At 63.7% G+C, this 22,354-nt stretch carries 22 protein-coding genes and 2 pseudogenes; 12 read left to right on the top strand and 12 right to left on the bottom strand.

Features of this window, described 5'->3' with window-relative positions; all coding sequences use genetic code 11:
* Positions 1-86 precede the first annotated feature (86 nt).
* Positions 87-695 (bottom strand): 2OG-Fe(II) oxygenase, encoded by a 609-nt coding sequence (locus tag AB5Y89_RS15480; protein ID WP_041211488.1) that lies wholly within the window; start codon positions 693-695, stop codon positions 87-89.
* A 209-nt stretch (positions 696-904) separates the two neighbouring features.
* On the opposite strand from AB5Y89_RS15480, the gene AB5Y89_RS15475 reads away from it, so the two are divergent.
* Together AB5Y89_RS15475 and AB5Y89_RS15470 are read left to right on the top strand one after the other, a co-directional pair.
* The gene (locus tag AB5Y89_RS15475) at positions 905-1,381 is read left to right on the top strand and encodes a glutathione peroxidase (RefSeq protein WP_039038588.1); all 477 of its coding nucleotides are present in this window, start codon (positions 905-907) and stop codon (positions 1,379-1,381) included.
* 196 nt (positions 1,382-1,577) lie between these two features.
* Positions 1,578-2,966, top strand: coding sequence for a DEAD/DEAH box helicase (locus AB5Y89_RS15470; protein WP_104452968.1), 1,389 nt, complete (start codon positions 1,578-1,580; stop codon positions 2,964-2,966).
* A gap of 70 nt (positions 2,967-3,036) precedes the next feature.
* On the opposite strand, the gene AB5Y89_RS15465 is transcribed toward AB5Y89_RS15470, so the two are convergent.
* The 3 genes and pseudogenes from AB5Y89_RS15465 to AB5Y89_RS15455 all read right to left on the bottom strand — a co-directional run bounded on the left by AB5Y89_RS15465 (position 3,037) and on the right by AB5Y89_RS15455 (position 4,958).
* Positions 3,037-3,474, bottom strand: a complete 438-nt coding sequence (locus AB5Y89_RS15465; protein WP_319891555.1) for an acetyltransferase — start codon at positions 3,472-3,474, stop codon at positions 3,037-3,039.
* Between the two features lie 36 nt (positions 3,475-3,510).
* Positions 3,511-3,995, bottom strand: a pseudogene (locus tag AB5Y89_RS15460) (GNAT family N-acetyltransferase).
* Positions 3,996-4,112: 117 nt separating this feature from the next.
* Positions 4,113-4,958 carry a DUF5718 family protein gene (locus tag AB5Y89_RS15455; RefSeq protein WP_319891556.1) on the bottom strand — a complete coding sequence of 282 codons (846 nt, stop codon included), beginning with the start codon at positions 4,956-4,958 and terminating at the stop codon, positions 4,113-4,115.
* Positions 4,959-5,225: 267 nt separating this feature from the next.
* Between AB5Y89_RS15455 and AB5Y89_RS15450 the strand changes: the two genes are divergently transcribed.
* From AB5Y89_RS15450 to AB5Y89_RS15435, 4 genes are all read left to right on the top strand, one after another.
* Positions 5,226-5,777: a class IV adenylate cyclase gene (locus tag AB5Y89_RS15450; protein WP_368224105.1), complete on the top strand. Its 552-nt coding sequence runs from the start codon at positions 5,226-5,228 to the stop codon at positions 5,775-5,777.
* A 26-nt stretch (positions 5,778-5,803) separates the two neighbouring features.
* Positions 5,804-6,196 (top strand): NUDIX domain-containing protein, encoded by a 393-nt coding sequence (locus AB5Y89_RS15445; protein WP_368224104.1) that lies wholly within the window; start codon positions 5,804-5,806, stop codon positions 6,194-6,196.
* 101 nt (positions 6,197-6,297) lie between these two features.
* On the top strand, positions 6,298-6,804 hold the full coding sequence (locus AB5Y89_RS15440) for a GNAT family N-acetyltransferase (protein WP_010674875.1): 507 nt from the start codon (positions 6,298-6,300) through the stop codon (positions 6,802-6,804).
* 104 nt (positions 6,805-6,908) lie between these two features.
* Positions 6,909-7,217, top strand: a complete 309-nt coding sequence (locus AB5Y89_RS15435; protein ID WP_124244947.1) for an antibiotic biosynthesis monooxygenase — start codon at positions 6,909-6,911, stop codon at positions 7,215-7,217.
* A 40-nt stretch (positions 7,218-7,257) separates the two neighbouring features.
* Here AB5Y89_RS15435 and pdxY read toward each other — a convergent pair whose 3' ends face one another.
* The 3 genes from pdxY to AB5Y89_RS15420 all read right to left on the bottom strand — a co-directional run bounded on the left by pdxY (position 7,258) and on the right by AB5Y89_RS15420 (position 9,982).
* Positions 7,258-8,121 (bottom strand): pyridoxal kinase PdxY, encoded by an 864-nt coding sequence (gene pdxY / locus AB5Y89_RS15430; RefSeq protein ID WP_124244946.1) that lies wholly within the window; start codon positions 8,119-8,121, stop codon positions 7,258-7,260.
* Positions 8,122-8,585: 464 nt separating this feature from the next.
* Positions 8,586-9,341 carry a DUF429 domain-containing protein gene (locus tag AB5Y89_RS15425; protein WP_368224102.1) on the bottom strand — a complete coding sequence of 252 codons (756 nt, stop codon included), beginning with the start codon at positions 9,339-9,341 and terminating at the stop codon, positions 8,586-8,588.
* Between the two features lie 77 nt (positions 9,342-9,418).
* On the bottom strand, positions 9,419-9,982 hold the full coding sequence (locus AB5Y89_RS15420; protein ID WP_010674879.1) for a hypothetical protein: 564 nt from the start codon (positions 9,980-9,982) through the stop codon (positions 9,419-9,421).
* A gap of 303 nt (positions 9,983-10,285) precedes the next feature.
* Here AB5Y89_RS15420 and AB5Y89_RS15415 point away from each other — a divergent pair, with 303 nt between their 5' ends.
* The 4 genes from AB5Y89_RS15415 to ybcJ all read left to right on the top strand — a co-directional run bounded on the left by AB5Y89_RS15415 (position 10,286) and on the right by ybcJ (position 13,319).
* Entirely contained in the window at positions 10,286-10,636 is a 351-nt protein-coding gene (locus AB5Y89_RS15415; RefSeq protein WP_039040883.1) for a phasin family protein, read from the top strand.
* 95 nt (positions 10,637-10,731) lie between these two features.
* Complete coding sequence (locus AB5Y89_RS15410) at positions 10,732-12,519, top strand: class I poly(R)-hydroxyalkanoic acid synthase (protein WP_368224101.1); 1,788 nt, start codon at positions 10,732-10,734, stop codon at positions 12,517-12,519.
* Positions 12,516-12,920: a MaoC family dehydratase gene (locus AB5Y89_RS15405; protein ID WP_253584997.1), complete on the top strand. Its 405-nt coding sequence runs from the start codon at positions 12,516-12,518 to the stop codon at positions 12,918-12,920. Before AB5Y89_RS15410 ends, AB5Y89_RS15405 begins: the two co-directional genes overlap by 4 nt.
* 165 nt (positions 12,921-13,085) lie before the next feature.
* Positions 13,086-13,319 carry a ribosome-associated protein YbcJ gene (ybcJ, locus tag AB5Y89_RS15400; RefSeq protein WP_010674882.1) on the top strand — a complete coding sequence of 78 codons (234 nt, stop codon included), beginning with the start codon at positions 13,086-13,088 and terminating at the stop codon, positions 13,317-13,319.
* A gap of 24 nt (positions 13,320-13,343) precedes the next feature.
* Here the strand turns inward: ybcJ and AB5Y89_RS15395 are convergent, their stop codons facing one another.
* Positions 13,344-13,505: a hypothetical protein gene (locus AB5Y89_RS15395; protein ID WP_368224100.1), complete on the bottom strand. Its 162-nt coding sequence runs from the start codon at positions 13,503-13,505 to the stop codon at positions 13,344-13,346.
* Between AB5Y89_RS15395 and AB5Y89_RS15390 the strand changes: the two are divergent.
* Positions 13,474-13,548, top strand: a pseudogene (locus AB5Y89_RS15390) (ribosome-associated protein); the annotation flags it as partial. The gene AB5Y89_RS15395 and the pseudogene AB5Y89_RS15390 overlap by 32 nt on opposite strands.
* 38 nt (positions 13,549-13,586) lie before the next feature.
* Here the strand turns inward: AB5Y89_RS15390 and AB5Y89_RS15385 are convergent.
* Positions 13,587-14,060 carry a DUF4442 domain-containing protein gene (locus AB5Y89_RS15385; protein ID WP_010674883.1) on the bottom strand — a complete coding sequence of 158 codons (474 nt, stop codon included), beginning with the start codon at positions 14,058-14,060 and terminating at the stop codon, positions 13,587-13,589.
* 429 nt (positions 14,061-14,489) lie between these two features.
* On the opposite strand from AB5Y89_RS15385, the gene AB5Y89_RS15380 reads away from it, so the two are divergent.
* The gene (locus tag AB5Y89_RS15380; RefSeq protein ID WP_201890043.1) at positions 14,490-15,671 is read left to right on the top strand and encodes a hypothetical protein; all 1,182 of its coding nucleotides are present in this window, start codon (positions 14,490-14,492) and stop codon (positions 15,669-15,671) included.
* Positions 15,672-15,725: 54 nt separating this feature from the next.
* Here AB5Y89_RS15380 and AB5Y89_RS15375 read toward each other — a convergent pair whose 3' ends face one another.
* The 3 genes from AB5Y89_RS15375 to AB5Y89_RS15365 form a co-directional block, all read right to left on the bottom strand.
* Positions 15,726-17,477, bottom strand: coding sequence for an ABC transporter transmembrane domain-containing protein (locus tag AB5Y89_RS15375; protein ID WP_368224098.1), 1,752 nt, complete (start codon positions 17,475-17,477; stop codon positions 15,726-15,728).
* A 109-nt stretch (positions 17,478-17,586) separates the two neighbouring features.
* On the bottom strand, positions 17,587-19,323 hold the full coding sequence (locus AB5Y89_RS15370; RefSeq protein WP_041211502.1) for an ABC transporter transmembrane domain-containing protein: 1,737 nt from the start codon (positions 19,321-19,323) through the stop codon (positions 17,587-17,589).
* 139 nt (positions 19,324-19,462) lie between these two features.
* The gene (locus AB5Y89_RS15365; protein WP_368224097.1) at positions 19,463-22,261 is read right to left on the bottom strand and encodes a response regulator; all 2,799 of its coding nucleotides are present in this window, start codon (positions 22,259-22,261) and stop codon (positions 19,463-19,465) included.
* Positions 22,262-22,354: the final 93 nt, after the last annotated feature.

Raw genomic sequence — 22,354 nt, 5'->3', positions numbered from 1 at the left:
GAAGCCTTGTCAGCCGATGGGGCGCACCTCCCCCTGCCCGGGCAGATAAAAGTCTCTTCCTGTGTCAGAAACAGGATGAAAAGCGCTCAGCGGGGGGGATCGACCCGCCCGGCGCCATTGCCGTTGACCCGAAACCAGCCGGCAATGCTGTAGCGCTCCCGGCTTGCGGGCAGCACCTCGTGGGGAAACTCTTCAGACAGGAAGAGTACCAACCGCCCGCCCCGGGGGGAGACATCCATCAGAAACTGCTCGCTGTCGTCATAGACCCGCAATATTCCCCCCGCCTCTGGCTGCCAGTCGTTGTTCAGGTAGAACACCGAGGTGAGCCGGCGGTTGGATCGTCCGGCGAAGGCGTCGCGATGGGTGGCGTAGAAGTCTCCCTGACGGTAGCGGGCAAAGTGCGCCTCGTAGTCGAACAGCCCCAGCATCAGGCTGCGATTGGCGGCCAGACGCAGGGACTCCATCCGGGCCAGATAGTCGGCCACCGGCGCGCCGAGGGAGGCGTCGAGCCAGTGGATCTGATCCCGACGGATATCACGGTTGTCCTGATGCAGGGTCTCGCGCCCGATCCCCGCCGGTCGCCACTCGTCCGGCAGGCAGGCCTTGAGGGCATCCACCTCGGCGGCGGTTAAAAAATCATCCACTATCACCCAACCCCGGGTGTAGATGGCATCCATGACGGCTTGATAGTCCAAGATAGGCTCGCAGCGAGGGGAGAGAGTGCGCTTTGTAGCGACTTCGGACCATCGGCACAAACCGGATTGCTTCTCTTGAGAAGTCCCGCCATCAATAGGAGTCTGGGGGGGCACAGACGCCCTCCCCCTTGCTCCCCGGCCCTCGGCCCGTTAACGTGCAAGGATTGTCCCCCGGGCGCCTTGTCGCCCCTCTTGCATCAGGAGAAACCATGCCCCTGCCCCTCATCCCCCTGCAACGACTCGATGGCACGGCCTGGTCCACCGCCGATCTGCAGGGCCGTGTCGTGCTGGTGGTCAACGTGGCAAGCCGCTGCGGTTTTACCCCCCAATACACCGGGCTTGAGGCCCTCTATCGCCAGTTCGGCCCCCAAGGCTTCGAGATCCTGGGCTTTCCCTGCGATCAGTTTGGCCATCAGGAGCCGGGCGATGCCGAGGAGATCGCCCGCTTCTGCTCTCTCGACTACCCGGTCAGCTTCCCCCTGATGGCCAAGTGCGAGGTCAACGGCGCCGGGGCCCACCCCCTCTATCGCTGGCTCAAGGAACAAAAGCCCGGACTCCTTGGCAGCGAGGCCATCAAGTGGAACTTCACCAAGTTCCTGATTGACCGTGAAGGCCGGGTGGTGGACCGCTTCGCCCCCCAGACCAGACCGGAGGATCTGGTGCAGGCCATCGAGGGACTGCTCTGACGGGCGTGCGCCGCTCGCGACACGGCTGCTGCGCGTACGCCTCGCATCTGCTATATTACGCGCCCACTGTTCTCTTGTGCGGTCGCTTTGCCGGGCTCAGGCCCAGCCTCGATGGCGACCCACCCTATTTTCCATGTCGTGACGGACCAAGGCTGCCGTCACCCGTTGAGCCCAAGGCTCGGAGTGTCCCTCGAACATGTCATTCAATGAACTGGGTCTGTCACCGCACATCCTGCGGGCCGTCAAGGAGCTGGGTTACGAACAACCCACCCCCATCCAGCAGCAAGCCATTCCCGCCATCCTGGCCGGGCAGGACGTGCTGGGCGGCGCCCAGACAGGCACGGGCAAGACGGCCGGTTTCACCCTGCCCATGCTTCATCGACTGCTGGCCAACCACGGCCGTGGCGGTCGTCGCCAGGTGAGAGCCCTGGTGCTGACCCCGACCCGGGAGCTGGCCGCCCAGGTGGGCGAGAGCATCATCAAATATGCCCACCACCTGCCATTTCGTACCCTGATCGCCTATGGCGGCGTCAGCATCAAGCCGAACCTGGACGCCATCAAGCTCGGGGTCGACATCCTGGTGGCCACCCCGGGCCGCCTGCTGGATCTGCTGACCCAGGGCGCCCTGACCCTGAGCGCCCTCGAGGTGCTGGTGCTGGATGAAGCGGACAGAATGCTCGACATGGGGTTCATCACCGACATTCGCCGCATCATGAAGGCCCTGCCGGAGGAGCGTCAGACCCTGCTGTTCTCTGCCACCTTCTCCAATGACATCAAGGCGCTGGCGGACGATCTGCTCAAGGATCCCACCCTCATCGAGGTGGATCCCAGCAACACCGCCGCAGAGCAGGTAAGCCAGCGCATCATCCAGGTCGATCGGGAGCGCCGCCGGGAGATGCTCTCCCACATGATTGGCCGTGGCAACTGGCAGCGGGTGCTAGTGTTCGTGCGCACCAAGCAGATTGCCGACAGGCTCGCCCAGCAAATGCAGAAAGATGGCCTGGATACGGTCGCCATCCACGGTGACAAGAGCCAGGGGGCCCGCAACCGGGCGCTGGCGGATTTTCGTGAAGGCAAGGTGCGGGTGCTGGTTGCCACCGACATCGCCGCTCGCGGCCTGGACATCGATCAGCTGCCCCACGTGATCAACTTCGAGCTGCCCCAGATGGCGGAGGATTACATCCACCGCATTGGCCGCACCGGCCGCGCCGGCCGTGGCGGCGAGGCCATCTCTCTGGTGAGCCAGGACGAGCTGGGTCAGCTCAAGGAGATCGAGGCGCTGATCGGCCAATCCCTGACCGTGGAAATCCTGGAAGGATACGAGCCGAGCGGCAAGCCGAGCCGCCAGACCCTGCCGGGCAGCAAGCCGGTGCAAAACCCGCCCCGCGCCCGTGGCCATGCCAACGCCAAGGGCAAGCCCGCCGCCGGGAAAGGCAAAGGGGATGGCGCCAAGAAGCCTGCCCAGCCTGCGCAAAACAAGTCCCGCAAGCGGGAAGTGGTAGGCGAGGACATCGGTTTCGCCCCTATGCGCCGTCTGCCCAAGGCCCAGCGGGGCGACTATCAGGACAACTCCAGCGAGGAGTGAGGCAGATAGCTGCCGACCTGACACAAAAAACCGCCCACGTCCCGGGCGGTTTTTTTATGCTCTGGCGCCCTTAACCGGCGGCCAAGGCCATGTGCAGCAGGGGATAGGGCTTGCCCTGGCCATCCAGGGGGGAGCGCCCCGTCACCTCGAAGCCCAGGTGCTGATAGAAGCCGACAGCCTGGGCATTCTGCTCGTTGACGTCCACCCGGGTCGCCCCCAGGCAATGGATGGCGTGCGCCACCAGCTGGCGGCCGACCCCGCTCCCTCTCGCCTCGGGGGCGATGAACAGCATCTCGATGTTGCCCTCAGCCACCCCGATAAAACCGACGATCACGCCATCCTGCCTGGCGCAATAGAGGCGCACGGCATCGAAATAGTGTTCGAGGATAAGGGGCTTGAGGGTCGCGATATCCTCCTCTTGCAGGAAGTGATGGGTAGCGCGTACCGAGGCCTCCCAGAGAGCGATCAGGGCCGGGTAATCCCCGGTTTGTGCTTGTTCTATCTTCATGAATTGTTGGCTCAATTTATGGCAAAAGCGCCGATGCTAAGCCTTGGGGCCGAACCTCGTCAAGGTGCAGCCCTGGGCCTCTGCCTGCTTGATGACAAACCCCTTCTCGATGCCCGCCTTGAAGCCCAGCTTCTCATAGAGGCGATGGGCTTCATCGCGCCCTTCCCCCGAGAGCAGCATCACCTTGTAGCCATCCAGCCCCCAGGCCAGGGAGAGCGCCAGTTCAAGCACCTTCTGGCTCAGCCCCTGGCGTCGGAACGCAGAGGCCGTTACCACGTGCTCTATAATGCCAAAGGGCCTGCCGCCGTTGCTCAGGGTCGGGATCACCCCGAGCTGGCAGGTGGCGGCGAGCTCACCGCCCACCTTCGCCACGATGATCCGCACCTCGGGCCTGGCCAGCAGGCTCGCGAGCGTCTCCCTCGCCATGGAAAGCGGCATCACGGGATCCCGTGGTCTGAGCTCGGCGTAAAGGCTGAGCAAGCCGCCAGATCCTGCTCCCTGCACTCTCTGATCACCACCATGGCAACCCACCTGATCTGCCACTCCTCTTTCGGCTGATCATGCATGACGCCAGCATGGAGTGTGCGCAGGCATAGTAGAGAAAGAAGATGCCTCCCCAGGTTGGGAAGGCATCGCGATCAACGGGTCTTGACCGCCTGGAGCAGGACAGAGACATCGGCGCCAACGCGGCGGGTCGCGATGGCTTCGCGAATGTCGCGCTCGCTGTAGCGACTGGCGGGGTAGACCACCACGCAGGCGGTGTCACCGGGAGCGAGGAAGTGGGTCTCGCCAAAGGGGGTGTAGCGGGTGGCGCCAATGCTGATGAGCGCATGGGCCGGGCGCCCCGCCTGGGCCAGCAGCCCCTGGATATGCTCGGCCGGGCCTTCGTCCTGCTGATGGTTGAACTTGTCGATGGCCCACGCCAGCAACTGATCGTGGAAGTAACTGTAATCCACCGCCGCGCTGTCGATCCCGTAGGGGTGCAGCTCCCCGTCCCGCTCCAGATAGCAGGCGATGCGGTAGTCATCGAGCTCGCATCCTGCGGCAAAGTGGGTCAGGGGCAGCAGGTTCGCGGCCAGCCCCTTGCTCTCTTCACCCCAGTTCTTCTTCTCGCTGATCTTTTTGGCATTGGGGCGACGGATGGAGCAGTCGTTGTAGGCGCCAAACGCCTTGGGATGGATGGCCACCACCTGCTCCCCCGCGTACTCCAGCTCGCACCACAGTGCCACCTCGGGTTCAATCTGCACCTTCTCGTCCCCGCTCACCGCCGCCTCCGGCAGGAAGATGGCCTCGCCGCTCAGGGGAAAGACCCCGAGCTGGCCGGGATGGTTCGGCACATAGAAGGGGAACAGCGCCTTGGGGGCGACCTTGTCGTCAACCTTGACGGCGACGAAGTCCGCCGCCTCCCCTGCCTGCTCCAGGTGACCGGCGAAGTTGCCCGCCACGCCCAGTCCGATAAAGGGGGTCTGTGAGGTGATCTGCATCTGTGGCTCCACTGGCGCGGCCGGGGCCGCCGCCTCGTTGTCGTTGTTCAGGGCGGAAATACCGCCAAAGAGGGAGCTTATTAGAGCACAGCCCCCGTACGGCGCCCAGCCACCGGGCCACAAGCTGTGCACCAGGGCGGATTTTCCCTCACCATCTGGTCATAAAGTCGGCAGTCGATGCGAAGCTGTGATCCCGATGCTTGGGAGAGCCCGGCACTTTTGCTAGGCTGCCCTATTCATTTGCCGTTCGGGAGCCGTCGCAAGGCCATGACCACCCACTTTCAGGGGCGCTTCGAGGTGGAGTTCAAATACCGCCTGACGGACAGCGCCGCCTTTGTACATACCCTCACGGCCCTCGGCCCCGAGGTGATGGTGGCGGACAATCATGAGCAGGACTGCTACTTCGACACGGCAGATGGCGCCCTGGCCCGGGCAGAGAAGAGCCTGATCATCCGCACCATGGCCCCCAGCGGCATCCGGCTCTGGATAGTCAAAGGACCCGGACCCGATCGCTGCGAGGCGGTCAACATCACCGATGCGGACAAGGCGGCCAGCATGGTGCGCACCCTGGGCTACCAGCCGGTGCTGACCATCGACAAGCGGCGCAGCATCTATTTTCTGGGGGCCTTCCACGTCACGGTGGATCACCTGGCAGGCGTCGGTGATTTTGCCGAGCTCGCCATCATGACTGACGACGAGACCGCCCTGCCCGCCTACCGCGCGCAGTTGCTGGCGCTGGCTAGCCGGCTGGGACTGGCGCCCGAGATGCGGGAAACCCGCTCCTATCGCACCCTGTGCGAGCAGCGAGCCCCCCTTTGACAAGCGGCAACAAGAGGAATCTGCCCATGATCGACAAACTCGCCTGGCTGACCTTCAAGGAGGGACAACTGCTGTGCGCCCGCTCCCACGGCAAGGACATCTACTACATTCCGGGGGGCAAGCGCGAGCCGGGCGAGAACGACGAGGCGGCCCTCGTTCGTGAAATCGAGGAAGAGCTCGCGGTCATCCTGAAACCCGACACCCTGGCGTTCGCCTGCGAGTTCAGCGCCCAGGCGGACGGCAAGCCACAAGGGGTGAATGTCAATCTGCGTTGCTACACGGGGGACGCCGACGGCACGCCCGTCGCCTCGGCGGAGATCGCCGAGCTGCGCTGGCTGGACAGCCGCCACCTGGCCGAAGTCTCCCCCGTCTCCCGCCTGCTGTTCCAGTGGCTGGCAGCGCAGGGACTGATCCATTAAGAGACGGCGCACCTGACCGGATGACGATGGCACCGGCAGGAAAGTCCGCGCCAGAGACGTTAATCCCCCACGTGGGCCAAGAGAGAAGATGAGGACATTCAATGGAGATCCTTGAGGTCGAGAGCACCAGAGGCATCAAACCGGCGCTGATCGCCCTGCTGCAAGATTGCGTGGCCAGCGGTGCCTCGGTGGGCTTTCTGCCTCCCCTGCAGGAAGAGCAGGGGCTGGCGTACTGGCAAGGCATCGAGGGGGAGCTGGCGGATGGAGTGCGCAAGCTCTGGGTGGCGTTTGATCAGCACCATCTGGTGGGCGCCCTGCAGCTCTCCCTGTGCACCAAGGCCAACGGGGGCCACAGGGCCGAAGTGGAAAAGCTGATGGTCCACAGCCAGGCCCGTGGCAAGGGGGTGGGCCGCGCCCTGATGAACGCCATGGAGCAAGGGGCCCGGGACGCCAGGCGTACCTTGCTGGTGCTGGATACTCGGGTCGGCGACGTGGCCTCCAGCCTCTATCGCCAGCTCGGCTATCAGGAGGCCGGCCAGATCCCGGACTTCGCCCGCAATGGGGACGGCACCCTCGCCGCCACCCAGTTCTTCTACAAGCAGCTCTGAGGCAGACGGCCTGGCAAGACCGGACAGCGTGCCGGTCTTGCCCCCTCCAAGGCTCGGCGTACATAGGTTTTTGGTTCAATCAGACTCATCGGCAAGGAGCCATCATGATATTGGAAGTCGCCCATCTGCAGATCATTCCCGGCAAGGCCACTGACTTCGAGCAGGCCTTCGCCCGGGCCCAGCACATCATCAGTGCCATGCCCGGCTATCTGGGCCACCAGTTGCAGCGTGCCCTGGACGATCCCCATCACTACCTGCTGCTGGTACAGTGGGCGCGGCTGGAAGATCACACCCGGGGGTTCAGGGGCTCCCCCCGGTACCAGGAGTGGAAGGCCCTGCTGCACCACTTCTACGACCCCTTCCCCAGGGTCGAACATTTTCAGGATGCAACACCGATCAGTACCGCAAGCTGAACCTTGATCAGCTCGTCCCGTCACGGGCTGATCAATGGCGTCAGGCCAGTCGCTCGGCCCTGTGGGCAATCTGCGGATCGGCAAAGGCGCTCTGGGCCGTGATGAGCTGCAGCTCGTAGGCATTCGCCTCCCAGGTCTGTCGCAGCACCGCATCCACCGCGGCGTTGGTGCGCTCGAAGGCGCTCACCCCATCATATCCCGCCTGCAGGTTGGCCAGCATCAGGGCGCTGATGAGATCCCCCACGCCCACCGGTTGGCGCGCGAAATCGTAAAGGGGACGGGCGATCAGATAGTCTCCCTCGGGGGTGGCAAGCAGCATCTCGAAGCGGCCGGGGACGCTGGCGGCGCGACCCAGGTGCTTGACCAGCACCATCTTCACCCCCTTCTCCAGCAACTGGCGTGCGGCGACCCGGGTCTGGGCCAGGGTTGTCAGATGGACATCGCACAGGGTCTCCAGCTCCAGCAGATTGGGGGCCATGATGTCCGCCACCGGCAGGGCCTGCTCGGTGAGAAAGCGGGTGACGCCAGGGGCGACGATGCACCCCTTCTCCGGATGCCCCATCACGGGATCGCAGAAATAGAGGGCCGCCGGATTGGCTCGCTTCACCGCCGCCACTACCGCCAGGATCTCGTCCCCCTGCTCCGCCGAGCCCAGATAGCCGCTCAGCACCGCATCGCAGCGCGCCAGCACCTCGATATTGCAAAGCCCCTGGCACAAGGCGGCAATGTGGCCCGCCGGCATCGCCATTCCCTGCCAACCCGCCTCGTACTGGGTGTGGTTGGAGAACTGTACCGTATTGATGGGCCACACCTCCATGCCGAGACGGCGCATGGGGAACACGGCGGCGCTGTTGCCGGCACAGCCAAACACCACGTGGGACTGGATAGAGAGAATGCGTTTCATCGAAACCACCGCACAAGAAGCCTGAGGAAAAGAGGCAATATATCGGATGAAGAGACGGCTCTTCCAGCAATTAACGCCATGACTCCCTATTTATGCTTCTGCAGGCCTAACCTGCCGCATATTTGACCGCCGCTACCCTGTTCCTGCACAACCCTGGAGCCATCTCCCCCGCTGCTGCGGGGTGATAAATGTACCTGGACGCCTCTTGTCTGATGGCATACAAGGTGATTTTTCAACCAACCATAAACAGTCGGGATCAAGGATGAGGTCCGATGGAAAAGCACCAGTCGGCAGTCGGCAGTCGCAAAATAAGGCAACAAGGGCAAGGGTCAAGGGGACGTCGGAAGATCACAAGGACGAACGCGGCCTGCCCTTGCCTGACACCGTGGCAACGGCAAGCCATACGAAGTGGCGACAGCAAGTCGCCAGCAGTCATCAGAGGGAGCGCTGTGCCCTTGGGCGTCTCAATCCCGGGCGAAGTGGTAGACCCAGCCTTCGTCCGGTGCCATCTCCTCCGGCAGGTCCACCAGAGCAGGCAGCGAGGTGACGGCCCCTTCGGCCGCATATTGCAGGGCCATCAGGGCGCAGAGCGCGGCATCATAGGGATCCGTTCCAGGGATGAGGGACGCCGGCAGGTGGGGTTGCAGCTCGGGCCGCACAGCAGAGGCTTTGCCCCCCATTTTGGCCAGGGCGGGATAGACCTCCAGCACCGCGCGCCCGGCAGCCCTCGCCTGTTTTGGCACCAGTTGCAGATCCCCGAGACGCGGCAGCATGGAGAGAGCCAGGGTGGCGTTGTTGCCGAGCCTGTCGAAGGTGGCGGAGAGGGGCTTCTTGCCATAGTGCTGATGGAGCCAGCGCTCGCAATCCCGGTAGGCGTAAGGGTTGTCAATCTCCCGCTGGGGCACGGGAAAGCCGCTCCTCCGCCCCGCCAGCAGATCGGCGAGGGCGCGGGGAAAGGCCAGGGGCGCATCGATGCCGAGAGCAAGGCGCGGGCAGGCCAGCACCTGCATCAGCGCCACCTCGTCTTGCAGGGCCGGGCGCAGCAGGGCATCCAGATCCGGCGCGACCCGGGAGCTCAGGCGAAACAGGGGGGAGATCCCGAGCCAGTGCAGACGCGACTCCCGGGCCTGCCAACCCACCACCGCCACCGCCTGGGCATTGCCCTGCCAGCCCCTCACATCCCAGCCGATGCCGATGGCGTCCATGTGTTCCGTTGTCATGCCCCTGTTACCTCTGTGCAGCCTTGATGGAGCACAGGGTAATGGCTGCCCCTCCTAAAGCAAGGGCAAGTTGGTCCCTAGAAGGATTTCTTGAAGTTGATCAGGGGCAGAATGGGGAAGATACCGTTCTCGGCGTAGTTGGCCAGGCCAATCTGCAAGCCGTCCAGGTGCTTGGTGGCATTGACGAATCCCAGCTGGAAAGTGGTGCGTTCGGCATAGTTGACGAAGCCGACGTTGGCCAGGGCATTGCCCTGGGCGATGTTGACCGCCCCCCAGTTGAGCCCCTTCACATTGTTGGTCAGGTTGACGAAGCCCAGATTGAGGCCGGTATCCTGCCCTTCGTGCCAGTTAACGGCGTTGATGGCGACCCCGCCAAACTGGTGGCGCACCCGGCTCGCGCCAAAGAACACACCAAGCTGCAGACCGGTGAACTGATCCACATCGGAGAGGGCGAACACCGGCAGATCGATCCCCTTCACCTGGCCGGTGCGGCCGTAGAGGAAGGAAGCCCGTGCCCCTTCCACCTGATTGGACGAGGGCAGGTTGACACCGGGCAGGGAGATCTGGACCGGCGTGCTGGCCTGAGCGACACCGGCGAGGGTCAGGGCACCACAGCCGAGCAGCAGGGCGAACGGTTTCATCGGAGATTCCTTGTGAAGAGGGTGTGGCTCAAGGGTACCAGCGCAGGCCCCGAGGGACGAGGTCCCGGCCCTTTCCCTGCGTCACCTCTCGTCTGAATCCGGGGATGGCTCTCTCGGCGGATTGGAAAATTCAAACAGAAACTAACATTTATGTCATTTACACCAAAGGTGGATTGGTTGCAGAATGCTCAAACGTGTGTTTGAACAGAGCAAACAACACGTAACACAGGGATGACGTGCTGTACCCGCAAGAAGGGTCGATTGACCCGCAAAAACAGTGTTCTGCCGAACCGGAGACCCATGATGAATATGGACGTGATCAAGAGCTTTACCGAGCAGATGCAAGGCTTTGCCGCCCCCCTCACCCGCTACAACCAGCTGCTGGCCAGCAACATCGAACAGCTGACCCGGTTGCAACTGGCGTCCGCCAATGCCTACGCCGAACTGGGGCTCAACCAGTTGCAGGCCGTCGGCAAGGTGCAGGATGCCCAGAGCCTGGCGGCCCTCGGCACCGTGCAGCTGGAGAGCGCCAGCCAGCTCTCCCGCCAGATGCTGGATGACATCCAGAAGCTCAGCGCCCTCGGCCAGCAGTTCAAGGAAGAGCTGGATGCCCTGACCGCAGATGGCATCAAGAAGAGCACGGGCAAGGCCTGATAACCCCTGGCTGCCCGTCTTGCGGGCAGCCACATCTCCCCACGACTCGACAGAACGGGCAAGTGCCCGCCCCGGGCGTGGGTGAAGGAGAACACATGAGCCAATCATCTTACGGCCCGCTGTTCGAGGCCCTGGCCCACTACAACGACAAGCTGCTGGCCATGGCCAGAGCCCAGACCGAGCGCACGGCCCAGGCCCTGCTGCAGACCAGTCTGGACGATCTGGGCCAGGTGCTGGAGCAGGGCAGCCAGCAGCCCTGGCAGCTGATCCAGTCCCAGATGAACTGGTGGCAGGATCAGCTCAAGCTGATGCAGCACACCCTGCTCAAGAGTGCAGGCCAGCCGAGCGAGCCGGTGATCACCCCGGATCGCAGCGATCGCCGCTTCAAGGCCGAGGCCTGGAGCGAGCAACCCCTCTATGACTACCTCAAGCAATCCTATCTGCTGACCGCAAGACACCTGCTGGCGGCGGTGGATGCCCTGGAGGGCGTGCCCGAGAAGAGCCGGGAGCGACTGCGCTTTTTCACCCGCCAGTACGTCAACGCCATGGCTCCCAGCAACTTCCTGGCCACCAACCCGGAGCTGCTCAAGCTCACCCTGGAGTCCGACGGCCAGAATCTGGTGCGCGGCCTCGCGCTCCTGGCCGAAGATCTGGAGCGCAGCGCCGATCACCTCAACATCCGCCTGACCGACGAGTCCGCCTTCGAGCTCGGCCGGGATCTGGCGACCACCCCGGGCCGGGTAGTGCTGCGCACCGAGCTCTTTGAGCTCATCCAGTACAGCCCGACCACGGCGACGGTGGGCAAGACCCCGGTGCTGGTCGTGCCCCCCTTCATCAACAAGTACTACATCATGGACATGCGCCCCCAGAACTCCCTGGTGGCCTGGCTGGTCGCCCAGGGGCAGACGGTCTTCATGATCTCCTGGCGCAACCCGGGGGTGGCACAGGGGCAGGTCGATCTCGACGACTACGTGGTGGACGGGGTCATCGCCGCCCTGGACGCCGTGGAGGCGGCCACCGGCGAGCGGGAGGTGCACGGCATCGGCTACTGCATCGGTGGCACCACATTGTCACTCGCCATGGGCTGGCTGGCAGCGCGGCGCCAGAAGCAGCGGGTGCGTAGCGCCACCCTGTTCACCACCCTGCTGGACTTCTCCCAGCCCGGGGAGCTTGGCATATTCATCCACGAGCCCATCATCGCGGCGCTGGAGGCGCAGAACGAGGCCAGGGGCATCATGGACGGGCGCCAGCTGGCGGTCTCCTTCAGTCTGCTGCGGGAGAATAGCCTCTACTGGAACTACTACATCGACAGCTACCTCAAGGGCCAGAGCCCGGTGGCGTTCGATCTGCTGCACTGGAACAGCGACAGCACCAACGTGGCGGGCAAGACCCACAACAGCCTGCTGCGCCGACTCTACCTGGAAAACCAGCTGGTGAAGGGGGAGCTCAAGATCCGCCACACCCGCATCGATCTCGCCAAGGTGAAGACCCCGGTGCTGCTGGTGTCCGCCGTGGATGATCACATCGCCCTCTGGCAGGGAACCTGGCAGGGCATGGCGCTGTTCGGGGGCGAGCGGCGCTTCATTCTGGCCGAATCCGGGCACATCGCCGGCATCATCAATCCGCCGGATGCCAACAAATACGGCTTCTGGCAGAGCGAGGCCGAGGCGGACAGCCCGGCGCAGTGGCTGGCGGGGGCGACCCACCAGAGCGGCTCCTGGTGGCCCGAGATGATGCGCTTTATCAAAGACCGTGACGAGGCAGAGCCCGTCCCCGCCCGGCAGCCTGTCGAGGGGTTGGAGGTGGCCCCCGGCAGCTACGTCAAGGTACGGCTCAATCCGGTGTTTGCCGGCGTCAGGATGCAAGAAGAGGAACCCGCATGAGTACACAAACCCTTGCCGTGGGCCAGAAGGCTCGCCTGACCAAGCGCTTCGGCCCGGCCGAGGTGGCGGCCTTCGCCGGCCTCTCGGAGGATTTCAATCCCCTGCACCTGGACCCGGACTTCGCCGCCACGACGGTGTTCGAGCGCCCCATCGTCCACGGCATGCTGCTGGCGAGCCTCTTCTCCGGGCTGCTCGGGCAGCAACTGCCCGGGAAAGGGAGCATCTACCTGGGCCAGAGCCTCTCCTTCACGCTCCCGGTGTTCGTGGGGGACGAGGTGACGGCGGAGGTGGAGGTGATTGCCCTTCGAAGCGACAAGCCCATCGCCACCCTGGCCACCCGCATCTTCACCCAGGGCGGCGCCCTCGCCGTGACGGGGGAAGCGGTGGTGAAACTCCCTTGAGCGCCAGTGGCCCCCAGAGACACAACCAGCCCGGTCGGGCTGGTTTTTTTGCCTGTGCTCGCCCCTTTTTCGGGGCAATTCGGCCCGGGCCCTTTCCCTGCCCCGCCTAACTGCCTAGAATGAGCCCCCGCTGTTTCAGCCATTCATCCAGCTAGAGGATTTCCCATGGAGACGTTTCTGCTCGAAGGTCACCCCTTCGTTGCCTTGTGTGACCTGATCAAGCATCAGGGTTGGGCCGATTGTGGCGGTGCCGCCAAGGCGCTGGTCGCCGAGGGCCTGGTGGAAGTGGACGGTCAGGTCGAGACCCGCAAACGCTGCAAGATAGTCGCCGAGCAGGTGGTCAACTTCAACGGCATGAAGGTCGTGGTGAAGGAAGGCGTCAGCCCCGAGATCCTCTGATCCTGACGCCCTGCCACGCAAGCGCTACCCAGCACAGTGGCCGAGCGGGCGGTCAACTTCAACGGCATGAAGCATGAAGGCCGTGGTGAAGGAAGGGAGCAGTCCCGAGATCCCCTGATCCTGACGCCCTGCCACGCAAGCGCTACCCAGCACAGTGGCCGAGCCGGTGGTCAACTTCAACGGCATGAAGGTAGTCGTGAAAGAAGGCGTCAGCCCCGAGATCCTCTGATCCCGGCTTGAACAAGGGCGCCAAGCGCCCTCTGGCCTTCAGCTGGCCTTGATGGAGAGGGTCAGCACGAAGCGGGCCATGGCCTCGTCGCCGTTGCGCGATGGGCAGGTGGCTACCACCTGGATGGGACGGTTGATGCGCTGGCCGCTCGCCAGGGACTCGTCGATCATGGCGTCGATAAGCTCCCCCGCCGCGCAATCAAACTGCACGTCCCCCTCCGGGCGCTTCAAAAACTCCCCCTGCACATCCTTGAAGGCAAAATGCACCTTCTTGCGCCGCGCCCGCCCCTTCTCCATGACCAGGAGCCCTCCCACCAGGTCGGCACCGGTGGCGAGCGCCCCGAAATACATGCTGCCCAGGTGGTTGCGGGTGCGCCAGCCCAGCGGAATGCGGATGCGCAGCGCCCTGGCGTCCATCTGCTCGATGACGGGGGCACAAAAACCAATGACGGGAATGTAGCGCCAGGCGAACAGACGCAGGGCGAGGTTGGCTTTGAGGCGTTGCAGGTCCATTGCAAACTGATCCGATGAGTGAATGTGACGCAAATGTTGCCAGCCTGCTTCCCGATAGACAAGCCTCCCGTGCCATCCCTGTGAGCGGGCCCCCAAAGGGTATTTGCAAAATTCATGCAATGGCCAGGTTCTATTTGCCTGGCAAATGATAAAACCGACCTTTCCTGACCCCGGGTAGCCCCTCTCTTTCCCCTTTTTCCGATTTTTTTCAAGGTCCCGCCCCGGATGACGGGACCATGACAGCCATATCCGAATGAAACACAACGAGAAATACTCCCCGTCAGGGGGCTAACCCAGGATCCCGCCCCCGCCACTGGGATTATTCGCAGTAACCAAACCCCCTCTCCCTCGCTAGGCTGTTGCTGGCCCGGAAGTAGCCACTCGGCACCGGGTCAACCCGTCTACCAATCTCACCATAAGGATAGAGAGATGAGTCACGTGCAACAGTTGTTCAACGGGGGCGAGAGCGCCGGTACTTTCCAGCTCAACTTCAACAACAACCGTGCCTACGAGCTGTTTGGCCGGGAGTACCTCAAGTGCTATGCCAACCTCAGCGCCAAGGGGAAGATGAGCAAGCCCCTGCCCACCGGGCCGCTGAGCTACACCGTCGACTTCGCCATGGATTGCGGCTGCAGTTCGGTGCTGTTTGACTTCAACCTCGCCTACAAGAAGACCTTCGGCAACCAGTTGCAGGCCCCCCTGTGGCGCGAATCGGACTACGAGGCCGAGCTGGTGCTCTGCCAGCTGGTGCGCGAGGCACCGGCCAACCGCCTGAGCAACCATGATCAGTTCGCCGAGGCCGAGGCCTTCTTCAACGACGTCAATCTGCCTGACACCGTCCGGGCGGTGGGCACTGATCCCTATGCCGACAAGGACGGCCTGGTGGAGTTCATCGTGGCCAACGAGCTGCTGGACGATCCCGCCGTCATGGCCAAGCTGGCGGAGCAGAAGGCCTACCTCATCGCCATCACCTCCGTGGTCACCGCCTACATCAACCGTTACGCCGAAGCCTATGGCGAGCAGTACAAGACGGATGCGGATCTCTGGGCCAGGGCCCTCTCCAAGATCCCCCTGATGGGGCCGAGCAAGATCGATCAGCAGAGCTACAGCCGCCACATCAAGGGGCTCAGCATCGCCACCGACTTCATCAACTTCATCATGGACGTGGTGGTGAGCCAGGGCACCACGGCGCTGGCCAGCTTCAACAAGTTCCTGCAAAAGCAGGGGGATGCCATCCGCTTCGGGGTGGAGAACAACAAGGACTTCTACAAGACCATCACGGTGGGGGTCACGGTGGAAGTGTTCAAGGTGGGCAACGAGCTGGTCTATGTGCCGAAGATCAAGCAGTACCGCGTCAACTTCGACCGCCAGAACAGCAAGTTCACCTCCGCCTGTGCCAGCGCCGAGTTCGTCGACATCTACTTCAACTACCTCTATGCCGCCAACGTGTTCGACTACGAGGCCCTCAAGGACCCCGAGATCAAGCGCGACTTCGACAACTTCATCCAGAAGCAGCGCAAGGCACAAATTGAAGAAGCGGATACCTTCTTCAACGATGACTTCCCGCCCCTGGAGCCCAAACAGGTCAGCCGCAGCAAGGCCACGGTGTAACCCTGCCAGTCAAAAAAACAGCCGGCAGATGCCGGCTGTTTTTTTAGGTGGGCCTCAGGCCCGTTTCTCTTCAAGCCAGGCCCCCTGGCTCTGCATCTCGAACAGCTGGGCATAATGCCCCCCCAGCGCCATCAGCTCGCCGTGGGTGCCGCGCTCGCTCACCCACCCGCGGGAGAGCAGCAGGATTTCATCGGCATCCACAATGGTGGAGAGACGGTGGGCGATGGCGATGGTGGTGCGGCCACGGCGCGCCACCGAGAGCGCCTGGGAGAGGGCGAGCTCGGTCTGGGAGTCCACGCTCGCGGTCGCCTCGTCCAGGATGAGGATGCGCGGATCCCCCACCAGGGCGCGGGCAAAGGAGAGCAGCTGGCGCTGGCCGGCGGAGAGGTTCTTGCCCCCCTCCTCCATCAGGGTGGCCAGGCCATCGGGCAGGCGGCGCACGAAATCGGCCAGCTGCACCTCCTCCAGGGCCTGCCAGAGCCGCCCATCCTCGATGCCGTCACGCCCAAGGCGCAGGTTCTCGGCCAGGGTGCCGACGAAGATGAAAGGATCCTGCTGCACCAGGCCGATGCTGCGGCGCACCGCCGAGAGGGCCAGGCCGTTCATGGGGTGATCATCGAAGTGGATGCTCCCCCGATCCAGGGGGTAGAAACCCATCAGCAGGCTGATGATGGTGGACTTGCCGCTGCCAGTGTGGCCCACCAGCGCCAGCATCTGGCCCGGCCGGGTGGCAAAGCTCACATCTTGCAGCACCTGCTGCTCCCCGTCGTAGGAGAAGCCCACCCCATCGAAGCGTACCCGTCCCTCCAGGGGGCGCACCTCCCCGTCGGTGCTCTCGCGGGTTTCATCGAGCAGGGCGAACACCCGCTCCCCCGCCACCATGGCCTGCTGCAACTGGTTGAGCTGGTTGGTCATCTCGATGAGGGGCTCGATCATCCGCCCCAGATAGCTGATGAAGGCGTAAAGCACCCCCACCTGGATGGCCCCCGCCGTGCTCAGCCCCTCGTGGGCGAACAGGGCCAGCAGACCGATGAGCACCATCATGTAGAAGAGATCGATGAGGGGGCGCAGCAGGATGCCGTTGATCTTGAGGCTCTTGATCCGCGCCTGCCAGTGCTGCTGGTTCACCCCCGCAAAGGCGTTGGCGAAGTGGCGCTCCTGCACCATGGCCTGGATCACCGGCATCCCCTGCAACGACTCGTTGAGACGGCTGTTGATGTCGGAGAGCAAGGATCGGGTCGCCCGCACCACGGGCACGCTCAGTTTCTGATAGAGCCACATCACGGCTCCCACCGCCGGCAGCAGGGTGGCGCACACCAGCATCAGGCGCAGATCCAGCAGCGCCATGGAGAGCAGGATGCCGCACAGGAGCACCACTTTTTGCACCAGGAGCCCTATCACCTGGACATAGAGGTTCATGATCGCCTCGGTGTCGTTGGTAATGCGGGAGATGAGGGAGCCCGAGCGGTGCTTGTCGAAATAGTGGGCAGGCAGGCGGATGGCGGTGGCGAACACCTGCTCGCGCAGACGCTGCACCACCGCCTGGGCGATGCGGTTGAAGCGCAGGGATTGCAGATAGAAGCCGGCCGCTGACAACACCTGCAACCCCAGATAACCGGCGGCAAGGGCGGCGATGATGCCCCACTCCAGCCGGCGCGGCGCCAGGTAGTCATCGATGAAGAGCTTGATGAGCAAGGGGCCCGCCACCTCGGCGCCGGTGGCGAGCAGCAGGCAGATGCCCGCCTGCACCAGCCAGCGGGGGTAGCTGACGCAGTAGGCGAGCAGCCGTTTGATGGTTGGATTCACAGACTTGCCTCCAGCGCAACGTTCCACGGGAATTGACTCTCTTTGCTCCCCTCTCCGCTCGCGGGAGTCGGGAGAGGGGTAAGGGGTACCTGGGGCCTTGTCATCCTGTTCACAGGCTCTCCTCCACGTCCTGCTCCAGGCGCTGGTAGCGGACCATGTCCGCGTACCAGCCGTTCCTGGCCATCAGGGTCTCGTGACGGCCCCGCTCGCTGATCGCTCCCTGCTCCAGCACCAGGATCTCGTCCGCCTGCTCCACCGCCGTCATGCGGTGGCTCACCAGCACCAGGGTGCGCTTGTGGACCTTGAGGGCCAGCAGGATCTGCTGCTCGGTGTGGGCATCCACCGCCGAGAGGGCGTCATCCAGCACCAGGATAGGGGCATCCAGCAGCAGGGCGCGGGCGATGGCCAGACGCTGCTTCTGACCGCCGGAGAGGGTCACCCCCTTCTCTCCCACCTCGGTTTCATACCCTTTGGGGAAGCGACTGATGTCGTCGTGAACGCAGGCGATGCGCGCCACCCGCTCAATCTCCTCCCGGCTCGCCTCGGGGCGGCCCAGGGCGATGTTGGCCGCGATGGTGGTGGAGAACAGAAACGGCTCCTGGGGCACATAGGCAAACTGGCTGCGCAGCTCACCCAGCGACAGTTGCGAGATGGGCACCTCCCCCATGCGGATCTCCCCGGCCGTGGGGTTGGCCAGGCGCATCAGCAGCTTGAGCAGGGAGCTCTTGCCTGCCCCGGTGCGTCCCACTATCCCCAGCATGGCGCCAGCCTGCAGGGTGACATCCACCCCCTGCAACAGGGTGCGCTGCTCCAGCCGGTAGCCCAGCCCCTGCACCCGCAGGGGAAAGGCCGAGGCCAGCGCCACGGGATGGGCCGGCTCCTCGATGTCGCTGCGCTCCCCCAGCAGGCTTTCGATGCGCGAGTAGGCGGCGCTGCCCCGCTCGATGATGTTGAACAGCCAGGCGATGGCGAACATGGGCCAGATGAGCTGGCCGAGGTACATGGTGAAGCTGGTGAGCTCCCCCAGAGTCAGCTTGTCTTGCAGCACCAGGGCGCTGCCCCCTGCGACCGCCAGAAAATAGGAGCAGCCGATGCACAGGTAAATCACGGGGTCGAACTTAGCGTCGATGCGGGCCACCGCCATGTTGCGCTCCCCCGCCTGACGGGTCAGCTCGGCAAAGCCCTCGTCCTCCAGGGATTCGACCGCGTAGGATTTGAGCACCCGCACCCCGGAGAGAGCCTCCTGGGTCTTGTTGTTGAGGCGGGAGAAGGCCCCCTGCGCCGCCTTGAACTCCTTGTAGATCTGGGTCCCGAAGCGGTTCATGAAGAAAGCCATCACCGGCAGGGGCAGCAGGGAGAGCAGGGTCAGCTGCCAGGAGTACTGGCTGCACATGATGGAGAGCACCAGGATGCCGACGATGAAGGAGTCCACCAGGGTCAGCACCCCTTCCCCTGCGGTCATCTCCACCGCCTGGATGTCGTTGGTGGCGTGGGCCATCAGATCACCGGTGCGGTGGCGCTGGTAGAAATCCGGGCTCATGCGGGTGAAGTGGCTGAACAGCCGGTTGCGCAGCACGTAGGCGAGCCGGTAGGAGGCACCGAACAGCATGACCCGCCACACATAGCGCAGCAGGTAGATAAGCAGTCCCAGGCCAAAAAGCCCCGCCAGATAGCCGGTCAGGGTGCCGCTGTCCAGGTCACCCTTGGCGATGCCATCCACCACCCAGCCCACCACCTTGGGGGGGATCACGGTCAACAGGGCCACCAGCATCAGCAGGGAGATGGCCACCAGATAACGCCGCCACTGATCCTTGAAAAACCAGCCAAGCCGCAAAAATACGCTCACAGAGAAGTCCTTGGTCGCGGCGCGCTGCCGCGTGATCGTGAAGAGAAGCTCAATACAATCGCCCCCTGGCGGGGGCGAACGAGTGGGTCATCATAGCCTGAAGCGGGTGACTTGAGAACGATTGCTATCTTGCCCTCCCTCAGAGCCGCTTGTCGGGGGGCGAAAACGGGAAGGCGACCGACTCCTGCTGCTCCCCGGTGAGCAGGAAGTGGGAGACCTCCTCCCGGGTCTGGGTAAAGACCTGCTGCAACTGGTTGAGCTCCCCTTCGCTCAGCTCCTCCTGCAGCCGCAGCCGCCACTCCAGTTCCCCGGCCAGCAGTTGCAGGCGGGAAGCGGAGATGTTGGCCGAGACCCCCTTCAGGGTATGCAGCAAGCGGCACGCCACTTCGGGCTGCTGGCGACGCAGGGCGGTGCGGATGTCCCACAGATCGTCCTTGTGCTCGGAGAGGAACAGCTTGAAGAGGATCTGCAGCGCCTCCCTGTCATGCTCCAGCCGGCGCAGGGCATCCTCCAGATCCAGCACGCCCATGAGGGCCGGCGGCTTGACCTCGATGGGCACCTTGGGCTCCCCGCCGCTGCTCTTCACCCATTGCAGCAGGTTGTTGTAGAGATCGAGCTTGCTCACCGGCTTGGTGACATAGCCGTTCATGCCGACGCCAAGGCAGCGCTCCCTGTCCCCCGGCATGGCGCTGGCGGTGAGGGCGATGATGGGCACATCGTGCTTGTCTACCATCTTGCGGATCTGGCGGGTGGCATCCAGCCCGTCCAGCACCGGCATCTGCAGATCCATCAGGATGACGTCGAACGGCTGCTCCGCCACCTGCTCCACCGCCTCGCGGCCGTTGTCCACCACGGTGACCTTGGCCTCCACCCGGCGCAGGTACTCCAGAATGAGCTGCTGGTTGACCCGGTTGTCCTCGGCCAGCAGCACCCGGGTACCGCGCAGCAGCTCCCGGAACTGCTGCTGATCCCCCTGGGCCTCCGCCTGGCGGACCTTGCTGTCATGGGAGCTGCCGTTGAGCAGTTCGTCCACCTTGGCCAGCAAGGCGTTTTCGGTCATGGGCTTGGCCAGGAAATGGGTCAGTCCCATGCTCTCCATCCGCCCATGCAGCCCCTCCCTGGACCAGGCGCTGGTCATCAGGACAGGCAGGCGCCGCCACTGGCTGTGCTGGTACATCTCGAGGGCCAAGTCCAGGCCATCCTCCTGACCCATGCGCCAGTCGAGGATGGCGAGGCGGATGTGATGCCCCTCTTCCCGCAGCACCTGACGGGCGCGGGAGAGGCTGTTGACCGTGATGACGGACGCCCCCGCCCGCCCCAGGATGTCCTTGGCCAGTTCCAGCACCAGCTCGTTGTCATCCATCATCAGGATCAGGGGCTGGTGATCGAAGAAGACCCGGCGCCCCGAGACCCCGTACACCGCCTGGGAGATGGGGATCTCGAACAGGAAGGTGGAGCCCACCCCGGGCTTGCTCTGCACGGTGATCTCCCCGCTCATCAGCCCCACCAGGCGCTGGGAGATGTTGAGGCCAAGCCCGGAGCCGCCATATTTGCGGGTATTGCCCGCCTCCAGCTGGGTAAAGGGCTGGAACAGCTGGGCCTGCTTCTCCGGGGCGATGCCGATGCCGGTATCCCGCACGCTGAAACAGACCCGCATGGGATGCTGGCTGGTGAGCGTAATGGCCACCTCCACCTCGCCCCGCTCGGTGAACTTGATGGCATTGTTCACCAGGTTGACCAGCACCTGACCGAGGCGCAGCGGATCCCCGCGCAGAAAGTCGGGCACGGCGGGAGACTTGTTGATGATGACCTCGATGTGCTTGCGCTCCGCCAGATCCGCGAACATGGCGGCGAGGGAGTCGAGCTGCTCGCTGAGATCGAAGTCGATCTCCTCCAGGGTCAGCTTGCCGGACTCCACCTTGGTGAGATCCAGGATGTCGTTGATGAGCAGCAGCAAGGTGTCCGACGAGGATTTGATCTTGTTGAGATAGTCCCGCTGCTGGGGATCCAGGCTGGTTTGCAGTGCCAGGGCGCTGAAGCCGATGATGGCATTCATGGGGGTGCGGATCTCGTGGCTCATGTTGGCCAGGAAGTCGCTCTTGGCCTGGGCCAGCAGCGCGGCATGGCGTGAGAGCTCGCTCAGCTTCTGGTTGCGACGCCACAGGGTCGCGGCCACCAGCGAGAAGCAGAGCAGCGCCCCCCCCAGCACCATCAGGTAGAAGCGGCTCTTGAGGGAGGAGGCCCGCTCCAGCTTGCTCTGCTTCCAGGCGGGCAGTGAGCTCAGCCCCTTCATCTCCACCACCTGATTGCGCAGGCGATGGTACTCCATCACCTGCTGATTGAACTCCTGGCCCAGCCGGACGAGGGCCGCGACCCTCGGCTGCTCGCCATAGCGGTCAAGCAGGTGCTGCTGGAGTTGCAACAGTTGCCGCTGCTCGTTCTGATCCCAGCTACGTCGGAGGTAGTGGTGCAGGCGCATGAGTTCGGTCAGGTCGCGGTACTGCGCCTCACCGACCGGCAGGGTGCCTTGCAACGCCTTGAGCTGGCCCTGGAAGCGGGGAGCCAGATACTCGATGGTCATCTCCATAGTGTAGAGCCTGGCGAGATCCAGCAGATAACCGTCGATGTCCCGCTGCAACGCCTGGGAGCCGGGGTCGTCCACCGACTCCGGATCCTCGTGCACCAGCCTGACGAACCTGTCCAGGTGACTGGAAAGCAGGCTCAGACGTTGCTGTACGCTGCCATCGCTGGCCTTCTCGCGCCCCAGCAGATAGACGGTATCGGTATTGACCCGATTGAGCACCATCTCAGCCGCCACGCTCAAATCGAAGGCACGCTGCTGCTGGCTGAGCAACTGCCAGCAATAGGCAGAAAAGCCCACCAGCGATACGATGATAAGGCCAAAGACAACACGATTGCCCCGTGCAACACTCTTCATCCCGTCTCGATTCTCATGTCATGGTCGGCCATCCGGTGACATCAGGTCACGGCCGGAGGCCAACTGTGAAAAACCACTGAGTGCTATGTTACC

It is taken from the genome of Aeromonas sp. s4 (assembly GCF_040907855.1).
In the GTDB taxonomy this organism is placed as follows: domain Bacteria; phylum Pseudomonadota; class Gammaproteobacteria; order Enterobacterales; family Aeromonadaceae; genus Aeromonas; species Aeromonas caviae.
This window is presented reverse-complemented; position numbering and strand designations above follow the sequence as displayed.

What these genes read in the sequence shown, in the direction of transcription:
- AB5Y89_RS15475 (WP_039038588.1), top strand. Translation starts at nt 905, where the DNA reads ATGCCCCTGCCCCTCATCCCCCTGCAACGACTCGATGGCACGGCCTGG.
- AB5Y89_RS15470 (WP_104452968.1), top strand. Translation starts at nt 1,578, where the DNA reads ATGTCATTCAATGAACTGGGTCTGTCACCGCACATCCTGCGGGCCGTC.
- AB5Y89_RS15465 (WP_319891555.1), bottom strand. Translation starts at nt 3,474, where the DNA reads ATGAAGATAGAACAAGCACAAACCGGGGATTACCCGGCCCTGATCGCT.
- AB5Y89_RS15455 (WP_319891556.1), bottom strand. Translation starts at nt 4,958, where the DNA reads ATGCAGATCACCTCACAGACCCCCTTTATCGGACTGGGCGTGGCGGGC.
- AB5Y89_RS15450 (WP_368224105.1), top strand. Translation starts at nt 5,226, where the DNA reads ATGACCACCCACTTTCAGGGGCGCTTCGAGGTGGAGTTCAAATACCGC.
- AB5Y89_RS15445 (WP_368224104.1), top strand. Translation starts at nt 5,804, where the DNA reads ATGATCGACAAACTCGCCTGGCTGACCTTCAAGGAGGGACAACTGCTG.
- AB5Y89_RS15440 (WP_010674875.1), top strand. Translation starts at nt 6,298, where the DNA reads ATGGAGATCCTTGAGGTCGAGAGCACCAGAGGCATCAAACCGGCGCTG.
- AB5Y89_RS15435 (WP_124244947.1), top strand. Translation starts at nt 6,909, where the DNA reads ATGATATTGGAAGTCGCCCATCTGCAGATCATTCCCGGCAAGGCCACT.
- pdxY (WP_124244946.1), bottom strand. Translation starts at nt 8,121, where the DNA reads ATGAAACGCATTCTCTCTATCCAGTCCCACGTGGTGTTTGGCTGTGCC.
- AB5Y89_RS15425 (WP_368224102.1), bottom strand. Translation starts at nt 9,341, where the DNA reads ATGACAACGGAACACATGGACGCCATCGGCATCGGCTGGGATGTGAGG.
- AB5Y89_RS15420 (WP_010674879.1), bottom strand. Translation starts at nt 9,982, where the DNA reads ATGAAACCGTTCGCCCTGCTGCTCGGCTGTGGTGCCCTGACCCTCGCC.
- AB5Y89_RS15415 (WP_039040883.1), top strand. Translation starts at nt 10,286, where the DNA reads ATGAATATGGACGTGATCAAGAGCTTTACCGAGCAGATGCAAGGCTTT.
- AB5Y89_RS15410 (WP_368224101.1), top strand. Translation starts at nt 10,732, where the DNA reads ATGAGCCAATCATCTTACGGCCCGCTGTTCGAGGCCCTGGCCCACTAC.
- AB5Y89_RS15405 (WP_253584997.1), top strand. Translation starts at nt 12,516, where the DNA reads ATGAGTACACAAACCCTTGCCGTGGGCCAGAAGGCTCGCCTGACCAAG.
- ybcJ (WP_010674882.1), top strand. Translation starts at nt 13,086, where the DNA reads ATGGAGACGTTTCTGCTCGAAGGTCACCCCTTCGTTGCCTTGTGTGAC.
- AB5Y89_RS15395 (WP_368224100.1), bottom strand. Translation starts at nt 13,505, where the DNA reads ATGCCGTTGAAGTTGACCACCGGCTCGGCCACTGTGCTGGGTAGCGCT.
- AB5Y89_RS15385 (WP_010674883.1), bottom strand. Translation starts at nt 14,060, where the DNA reads ATGGACCTGCAACGCCTCAAAGCCAACCTCGCCCTGCGTCTGTTCGCC.
- AB5Y89_RS15380 (WP_201890043.1), top strand. Translation starts at nt 14,490, where the DNA reads ATGAGTCACGTGCAACAGTTGTTCAACGGGGGCGAGAGCGCCGGTACT.
- AB5Y89_RS15365 (WP_368224097.1), bottom strand. Translation starts at nt 22,261, where the DNA reads ATGAAGAGTGTTGCACGGGGCAATCGTGTTGTCTTTGGCCTTATCATC.